This window comes from Aeromonas finlandensis, assembly GCF_000764645.1.
Taxonomy (GTDB): Bacteria; Pseudomonadota; Gammaproteobacteria; order Enterobacterales; family Aeromonadaceae; genus Aeromonas; species Aeromonas finlandensis.
The window spans coordinates 1-5,698 of sequence record NZ_JRGK01000099.1; the positions used below are offsets into that span (position 1 = coordinate 1).

Consider the following 5,698-nt stretch of genomic DNA (forward strand, 5'->3'; position numbering starts at 1 on the left):
CGGGGTTTTTTATTGCCTGGAAATCAGCAAATAGCCTGAATATTGGCCTGTGTTATCCCCTCCTTCCCCTGAATTCCTGATCTTCTCGTCAGTTTTACTCATAAAAAACGGACTTGGCGGCGTAAAATAGCGTTTTATCTGGTCGGAGATAGCCCATGTTTTGTCCAAAATGCGGCGGCCAAACCCTGCAGAGCATTAGTCCCAAAGAGTTTCGCTGTGGCTGCGGTTTTCATTTTTTCCAGAATGTTGCGGCGGCTGTGATGGTGGCGATCTGCTGGCAGGACGAGGTGCTGGTTGCGGTGCGTGCCCGCAATCCGGGCAAGGGGTTGCTGGATCTGCCGGGAGGATTTGTCGATCCCGGCGAGTCGCTGGAGGGGGCGCTGGTTCGCGAGTTGCAGGAGGAGTTGGGACTCGATGTCAGCGCTCATCCTTGTACCTATCTTGGTTCCTTTCCCAATATCTATCCCTACGATGGCATCACCTATCACACCTGTGACACCTTTTTCGCCATCAGGCTGAGTGAAAAACCGGTCATCCAGCCGGCTGACGATGTGGCCGCCTGTCAGTGGTTGAAGATCAGCGATATCCCCTTGCCCCGCTTTGCTTTCGAATCGACGCGCACCGCGATGGCGCGGCTGCAGCAATCCTCTTTGCAAGCCTGATCCCTGCTGATGACGATGGGGATTGGCTGCGACCATCCCTGTCTTATCCTTGTCCGCTTTTGTCCCGCAGACGCCATTCGCCAGGCGGTGAGTGGTATAGTCAGCAGTGGATCCGGATTCAAGGAGCATATCGTGAAGAAGATAGTTCTCATCTTGCTCGGCATCGCCGTGGCGGCCTTGCTGGCCATAGTGACGCTGATAAGCCTTATCGACCCCAATCAATTCAAGCCCCAGCTGGCAGAGCAGGTGCGCAAGAGCACGGGCCGGGAACTGGTGATGGCAGGGGAGATTGACTGGCGTTTCTGGCCGAGCCTCGGCCTCTCGCTGGAGAAGGTCGCCTTGCGCAATCCGGACGGTTTTGCTGAGCCGGATCTCGTCCGTTTCGAACAGGGCGAGGCCTCGGTGGCCCTGTTGCCGCTGCTCTCCCATCGACTGGAGATCGGCAAGGTGGCCTTGAGTGGTGCCCATCTCTTTATCCAGACCAGGGCGGATGGCCACTCCAATCTGAGCGGCCTGCTCAAAGACTCTGCTGCTTCAACGGCGACAGCAACGAGCGAGCCCGCAGCTCCCGCAGCCCCTGCGCCAACAGCTGATAACAAACCCTGGCAGATTAGCCTGCAGGGTGTCGCGCTCTCCCAGGCCAGTGCGCTGGTACAGGATGATCGCAACGGTACCTCGCTGCGACTGGAGCGCCTCGATCTCGACATGGGACAGTTGGCTACCGATCAGTGGGTGCCCGTGACGCTGGCCGCCAAGGGGAGTGCCGACAAGCTCGATTTCGATATCAAGGGTCAGACACAGATCAAGCTGGCACAGGAGGTGATGGCCAGCCAACTGAAAGATCTGAGCCTCAGCGGCAGCCTGAGTGAGCCGGAGCTGCGACTCGACAGTTTCTCCATCAAGGGGGATCGACTTGCCTTGGGTGAGTGGAACAACCTCACTCTGGCGCTAAAAGGGGCCAAAGGCGAGGGCACACAGTCTGCGCTGGCTGGCTCGCTGGAAGGGACACTCAAGGGGCGGCTCGACAAGGGGATGAAGCTGGCAGAGCTCTCCGATGTGGTGTTGATCGCCGGTCTGGAAGGGGATGCGCTACCGCGCCCGCAGATGAAGCTGAAACTGGCGGGTTTTGCCCGCGCAGAGCTCGACAAGCAGTTGATTACCCTGAGCAAACTGGTGATGAGTGCCGATGAGGTGTTGCTGAGTGGTCATGGGGCCGTGCAGCTTGGTGCCACTCCGGCAATTACCTTTGATCTCCATGGGGAGAAGCTGGATCTCGACCGCTGGCTCGCCAAATCGGCACTGACCACTCCAGCGCAAGCGAAAGAGGGCAAACCGGCTGCCAGTGCCCCCAACGCAGCGGCAAGCGGCAATCAAGCGGTAACTGGCAAGAGTGATGCCTTGTCTGCAGTTGAACCGGATCTGAGCGCGCTCAAGGGGGTGGATCTGGATGGTCGCTTGCAGCTCGGCAGCCTGCGTCTGAAAGGGCTGGATCTTGGCGCAGTCGATCTGCAGGTGGTTCTGGCCAAGGGACTGCTCACGCTCAAACAGTTCAGCGCGACCGTGGCTGGCGGTCAGGTAAACGCGAACGGGGTACTCGACGCGCGCCAGCAGCCCGCTACCTACAAGGTGCACAAGCAGGTGGCCGGAGTGAACATTCGCCCCTTGTTGCAGACCTTGGCTCAGAGTGATCTGCTGGAGGGCAAGGGCGATCTCGATGTGCAGGTTCAGGGGCGTGGTCTCTCCGGGCTGGCACTGCGCAACGGGATGCAGGGCAAGGTCATATTGAAACTGAGCGACGGTGCCCTGCACGGCATCAACTTGCCGGAGATGATCCGCGAGGCGCGGGCTACCCTCAGCGGCAAGGGGGCCGAACAGGTGAAAGAGGCGCGCCAGACCGACTTCAGTGCTCTGACCGCCAGCTTTCAGATTGCCGATGGCATCGCTCGCAGCAAGGATATCCAGCTCTTTGCACCCGCCCTGCGGGTCAAGGGCGAAGGGCAGACGGCGCTGGTGCCGGAGAGCCTCGACTTCCTGTTCCTCACCTCTATCGTCGAGAGCAGCAAGGGGCAGGGGGGCAAGGATGTGGATGAGCTCAAAGAGATCACCATTCCGGTGCGGATCGGCGGCCACTGGCAGGCCCCCAGCTATCAACTCGACGTGAAGGCGCTGCTCAGCAACAACAAGTTGCTGGAGGATAAGGCCCGCAAGGAGGCCGAGCGCGGCCTCAAGAAGCTGCTGGGGGACAAGGCCGACAATGAAGCCGTCAAAGGGGTGGCTGACCAGCTGCTCAAGGGATTGTTCAAATAGGTGACGGTTCATATGGGCTGGCGCGAGCTGCGCCAATGCCGTTAGCGGTTGACCGGATGTCAGCGCCATTGAAAAATGGCGCTGACATTTTTTATGGCGCAGTGCTCTGCTGTGTCTTCATCCGGAGTCATCTCGAGTTGAACCCATGCGCCTGATCCTGCTGCTCTGCTCCCTGATCTGCTACGGCATGGCTTCTCCCGTGCTGGCCGGGCCGCTGGCGGATCGTCTGGCGGGTGAGCTGGTCAGACAGGCTCCCGAACAGGCGCTGCCCCTTGACGAGGTGCAGCGGCTCGACCGTCGCCTGATTGCCCCCGACGCCCTTCATCCTGCCTGGCAGCGTTATCCGCTGCGCCAGTTGCAGGCCATCTATCGCTATCAGCAGGAGTGCGGGACAGAGAATGAGTTGCCTGCCGAGTGGCTGCCGCTGTTGCGGGCGCTTTGCGGCCAAGGGGCTGCGCCCTCGACCCGCTGGTTTGCCGCTCACCCCGTCTATCCGCTGGGAGGAAGTAGTGCTGCCCGCTGGCTGGCGGGTCATCCGGCGACGGGGCTCGACGCTCTGCTCCATGTGTGGGAGCGGCGCGATCAGTTGGGGCAGCTTGGGGAGCTCGGCGATGACAACCTCGACGCCCTGCTGCGGGGTGAGCGCTGGTTGCTGCAATCCGGCCAGCTCTGGCTGCTTGCCGATGGGCAGTGGCGTCGCTATGGCGCCGGGCAGTGGCAACCGCTGGTCGAGCGACTCGGCGTGACGCTGGATAGCCGGGTCGATGGCTCCTGTCAGGAGCGGGTCGGCGCGCTCTGCATCAACGAGCGCCCCACGCTGCACTGGCAGTGGCTGGCGCTGGTCAGCTCCCTTGGTTTTATTCTGCTGCTGGGGTGGGCCAGCTGGCAGCGCTGGCGCCTGCTGCGGGAGCGGCGCGTCGCGTTGCAGATGCTGACTCATGAGCTGCGCACCCCCATCATGGCGCTCTCTGGCATCAGCGAGGAGCTGCGCCACGATTTTGACCAGTTGCCACCTTCCGCCCAGCAGAGCGTGGGTCAACTGCTGGGCAGCGTCGCCCGCCTGCATCAACTGGCGCAGGCCAGTCGCCACTATCTGGCGGCAGAGGCTCTCGAGGATGAGCGGGTGGCAGTCAGTCTGGCCGAGTGGCTCACCCTGGCTTGCGAGCGCCATGGCGCCACCTTCTGCCTTGAGCGGGAGATAACTCTGGCGCTCCCCTTCTACTGGCTCGATCTCGCCCTCGACAATTTGCTGCGCAACGCCAGCCAGCATGGCCGCGCACCGGTTCGGATCTGTGCCAGCTGGCAGGCGGGGCGCTTGATCCTCGCGGTCAGCGATGGCGGCGAGCTGCCGGGTTATCGGCTCGCTACTCTGCTGCGCCGCGGTGCCCGTGGCGAGGGTTTGGGGCTGGGGCTTGCCATCGTGCGCCATCTGCTGCGCCGTCTTGGCGGGCGTCTCGCCCTATCCGGACCACCCACCACCTTCACCCTCACACTACCCTGCCAACTCTGGAGCGACCCCGAATCATGAAGACCATCCTGCTTGTCGAAGACGAGGCGCTATTGGCGGAGAACCTGCAACGCTATCTGACCCGCGAAGGGTATCGCTGCCTCTGGTGTGACACTCTGGCTGCGGCGGAGCAGCAGTGGCTGGCGGCGGATCTGGTGCTGCTGGATCGCACCATGCCAGAGGGGGATGCCCTCGACTGGCTGCCTCAGTGGCTGGCGCGCAAGGCGCTGCCGGTGATCGTGCTGACCGCTCGGATGGAGGTGAGCGATCGGGTGGCCGGGCTCGATGCGGGGGCGCGCGACTACCTCACCAAGCCCTTCTCCCACGACGAGTTGCTGGCGCGGATCCGGGCTCAGCTGCGTCAGCTGGGGGACGGCACTCAGGCGGTGGGCGGCTTGCAGCTTCATCCCGCCCGGATGCAGGCGAGCTGGCAGGATGCAGAGGTGAGCTTTACCCCCACCGAGTTTGCCCTGCTCACCCTGCTGGTGCGGATGGCGGGGCGGGTGCTGAGCCGGGAGGAGATCCTCAACCGGGTGTGGGGCTATCAGGCGTTCCCCTCCACCCGCACGGTTGATACCCATATCCTGCAACTGCGCCAGAAGCTGCCCGGGCTGGCCATCGAGACGGTGCGCGGCATCGGCTACCGGCTGGAGGTGGCACAGTGAAGCGCGCAATGCTGGCTGCGCTGCTGTTGGCTCTAAGCTGCGGCCTTCTGAACCTGGGCCTTCTAAACGTAAGCAGCGTGATGGCAACCGAACGCACTGACCCGCTGCAACCAGCCACCCTGGCGCTGTTGCAGGGGGATAACCGGCACGCCTGGCAATCTTTGCAGCAGGCGTGGCCTGCGCTCAACAGCGATGCCGAGCGCCGCAGCTGGCAGGGGATGCTGGCGACCCTGAGTGCCCAGCACTGCGGCAAGGATTTCCCGCTGACCTTGCCTGATGGGGTGAGCGAGCTGCGTCTTGAGTTGATCCAGCGCGATGCGCCGCTGTTGCGGGACTTTCGGGTGCAGTTGACTGGGGAGGGGCCCATCACCGCCGCGGAACTTGTCGATCCCGCTGGCCGTGACCGGCTGGCTGGCGCCCAGTGGGAGGCGGAAGAGAATAAAGGGGTCAGGGTTGTCGGGGCCGATCTACCGACGCCTTTGCCAGCCGGGCTCTATCAGCTGCGGCTGACGGTGGCGGGCAAGGATTGGCAGGTATCGTTGCCGCTGCCTGCGGTG

The 5,698-nt window shown here is 62.8% G+C and carries 5 protein-coding genes; all 5 read left to right on the top strand.

The annotated features are described in order from the left end of the window. The first annotated feature begins 155 nt into the window (after window positions 1–155). Entirely contained in the window at window positions 156–662 is a 507-nt protein-coding gene (locus LD28_RS0110150; protein WP_033136852.1) for an NUDIX hydrolase, read from the top strand. 132 nt (window positions 663–794) lie between these two features. Next, a complete protein-coding gene (locus tag LD28_RS0110155; RefSeq protein WP_033136853.1) occupies window positions 795–2,969 on the top strand; it encodes an AsmA family protein in 2,175 nt (724 codons plus the stop codon). A gap of 145 nt (window positions 2,970–3,114) precedes the next feature. Further along, entirely contained in the window at window positions 3,115–4,497 is a 1,383-nt protein-coding gene (locus LD28_RS0110160; protein ID WP_033136854.1) for an ATP-binding protein, read from the top strand. Beyond that, complete coding sequence (locus LD28_RS0110165; RefSeq protein ID WP_033136855.1) at window positions 4,494–5,141, top strand: response regulator transcription factor; 648 nt, start codon at window positions 4,494–4,496, stop codon at window positions 5,139–5,141. Before LD28_RS0110160 ends, LD28_RS0110165 begins: the two co-directional genes overlap by 4 nt. An 80-nt stretch (window positions 5,142–5,221) precedes the next feature. Next, window positions 5,222–5,698: DUF2861 family protein (locus LD28_RS0110170; RefSeq protein WP_241462287.1), on the top strand; the 477-nt coding region annotated here is incomplete at its 3' end.